Below are 2,601 nucleotides of genomic sequence, written 5' to 3' on the forward strand. Positions count from 1 at the left end.
AAGACCATGCAAAACGGTTAATTGCAGAAGTTAGCAAAACAAATGCAAAGGCAACCCATAATTGTTATGCCTACCTTCTTGGTGACGACGATCACATTCAACGCGAAAGTGACAATGGTGAACCATCCGGAACTGCTGGCGTGCCAATTCTCGAAGCTTTAAAAATGAATCAAATCCATAATGTTTTATCTGTCGTCACAAGATACTTTGGCGGCATCAAGTTGGGGGCTGGTGGCTTAATTCGGGCTTATAGTAATGCAACCTCAAGTACTATTGATTCAGTCGGAATTGTAAAGCTGGTTTTAAAGAGGGAACTCACTATCACAATCGACTATAATCAATTCGACTCCCTTAAATATTATTTGAATACCAATGAGGTCCCAATCGAAAGAACGGACTATGGAGCTCAGGTCCAGGTCACGGTACCTGTGGCCGAAAATGGCCTAAAGGAATTTCAGGAAGAAGTCATAAATTTACTCAGTGGCAGTGTCACATTCAAAATTGGAAATGATAAAATCTTTGAAGAACCCTTTTCTCGAGACAAACGAGAGAAAACGGAGCACAAAAAATAAGCAGGCTTTCTGGTCATTCCTATGTGGTGTATCATCACTCTGAACGATTAGAAAGCCTGCTTATTTTTTACCAACTAGTTTTTAACGTATGTAAGTACAATAAAAATTAGGGCTTATTTTCTTCTTTTCCATGATTTTCTTTACTGGTCGTATCCTTAACCAACTTCTTAATACCATTCAATAATGGCTGACGATCTTCTCCAACCAAACCTATTGTTTCGACAAATAACTCTAACCCAATTAAAACGGCAATTGTTAACAGGATTGATCCCCATAAAGTAGAAATTGGATATAGTAACGAAATAAACGAAAAAATCAACGCAATCCCATAAATAACCAACACGGTCTGACGATGAGTTAAGCCAATCTGCATTAACCGATGATGTAAATGTCTCTTATCAGCATGTGAAATCGGTTCGCGATTCAACAAGCGTCTAAATATAGCATAAACCGTGTCAGTGATTGGTACACCCAAAATCATCACAGGAATCAAAAGTGTAATAAAAGTGGCATTTTTCAATCCGAATAGTGAGAAAACAGACATCATAAATCCGATAAATAGTGCACCTGTATCGCCCAAATAAATACGTGCCGGGAAGAAATTATATGGCAAAAAGCCAACACAGGAAGCAACCAATGCAAAAATCATAATTGAGACAAAAATATTACCAACATTCAAGAAAAACATACCTGTGATTCCCATCGTGGTCAACGCAATAATTGACACACCAGTTGCTAAACCATCTAGCCCATCAATTAAATTAACCGCATTTGTAATTGCCAAAATCCAAATCCAAGTGACCGGTAAGCTCATCCATCCTAGGTGAAGCGTAAAAAAAGGTAGCGTAATAGTCGTCATCTTGACGCCGGCAAAAAAATAAACCCACAAGGCAGCAATTGAAATCCCCAACACTTTTTGACGTGGTCGCAATACAAAAATGTCGTCAATAATTCCCGTCAGAATTATAATCGTTTCTCCACCATAAATTCCCCAGAGAATTCTGGTTGGAAACTGATTACGTAAAAGAACCATTGTACAAAACGTGTACGCAATAAAAATAGAAAGTCCACCAATTGTTGGCATTGGAATCTTGTTAACCCGACGTTTGTTTGGTCGGTCTTCGGCTCCCACTGCAAAAGCCAGTTTTCTAATAAATGGTGTTAAAACAGCTGAAATTATCATAGTAGCAAATAAAGACACAATGATTTCGAATTTCAAATTTGAAACCTCGCTTACTTCCTTACATTTCTTATCAAATCAATTATACAGACGCAGTTTCATAAAAACAACCCGAGATGATTTAAGACCAATATAGGAACTCATTTTCCAACGACGCTCAAAGATTGCGAAATTCTTCACATTTCAAATTGATAAAAAGACCTTTTTTGTCAAATTTCCTAATAGAATTTAATATATGTACAAATATAGAATGGAAAAGGGTATTTGGCGGACTATAACGTAATGCATGAAATCATCGTTAAGCTCTTGTAAACGCTGTCAATATTTCTTCGCCCATACTGGCACTTGTATTTTGTTTAACAATTTCTGTTGAAAAATACCCAAATTCTATTTCCATGTGTTAAGATAAAATGTGAAAGCAAGTTCATAAAATTAGTGCTTTCGAAATGAAAGAAGGGAAGTATTATGGAAAATAGTAGCAAAGGAACAACTAACCGTTGGTTAATTATTTTCGGAACGATCCTTATTCAAGTATCTGCTGGATCATTCTACGCTTGGTCAATTTTTAACAATGGATTTATGATGAAATCCGGTGGCGTTGTTCAGGTCGTTAATGGGGTGAAAAAGATCGTCGGGGGCCTCCCTGCAGGATCTGTCAGCTTTACCTTTACACTTGGCATGCTTTGCCTGTCATTGGCAACGTTGGCTGGAATTCCACTTGCCAAGAAGTATGGCATTAAAGTGGTTAGCCTTTGTGCATCCATTATTTATGGCCTATCTATTTTAGGTTTAATGACGATTGGTAAAGGCTCGTCAATTTGGATGTTATGGCTGTTTGGTGGTGTTTTG

Annotated in this window: 2 protein-coding genes and 1 pseudogene; 2 read left to right on the forward strand and 1 reads right to left on the reverse strand. The window is 37.6% G+C overall.

Features of this window, described 5'->3' with window-relative positions; genetic code table 11:
- Nucleotides 1–572 (forward strand): IMPACT family protein (locus HMPREF0519_RS07225; protein ID WP_004561720.1); only part of this gene is annotated, 572 nt, incomplete at its 5' end.
- Nucleotides 573–678: 106 nt separating this feature from the next.
- On the opposite strand, the gene HMPREF0519_RS07230 is transcribed toward HMPREF0519_RS07225, so the two are convergent.
- Nucleotides 679–1,791: a glycosyltransferase family 4 protein gene (locus tag HMPREF0519_RS07230; RefSeq protein ID WP_003560987.1), complete on the reverse strand. Its 1,113-nt coding sequence runs from the start codon at nt 1,789–1,791 to the stop codon at nt 679–681.
- Between the two features lie 426 nt (nt 1,792–2,217).
- On the opposite strand from HMPREF0519_RS07230, the pseudogene HMPREF0519_RS07235 reads away from it, so the two are divergent.
- Nucleotides 2,218–2,601: pseudogene (locus tag HMPREF0519_RS07235) on the forward strand (MFS transporter); the annotation flags it as partial.

Origin of the sequence: Lentilactobacillus hilgardii DSM 20176 = ATCC 8290, assembly GCF_000159315.1 — a bacterium.
Lineage (GTDB): Bacteria > Bacillota > Bacilli > Lactobacillales > Lactobacillaceae > Lentilactobacillus > Lentilactobacillus hilgardii.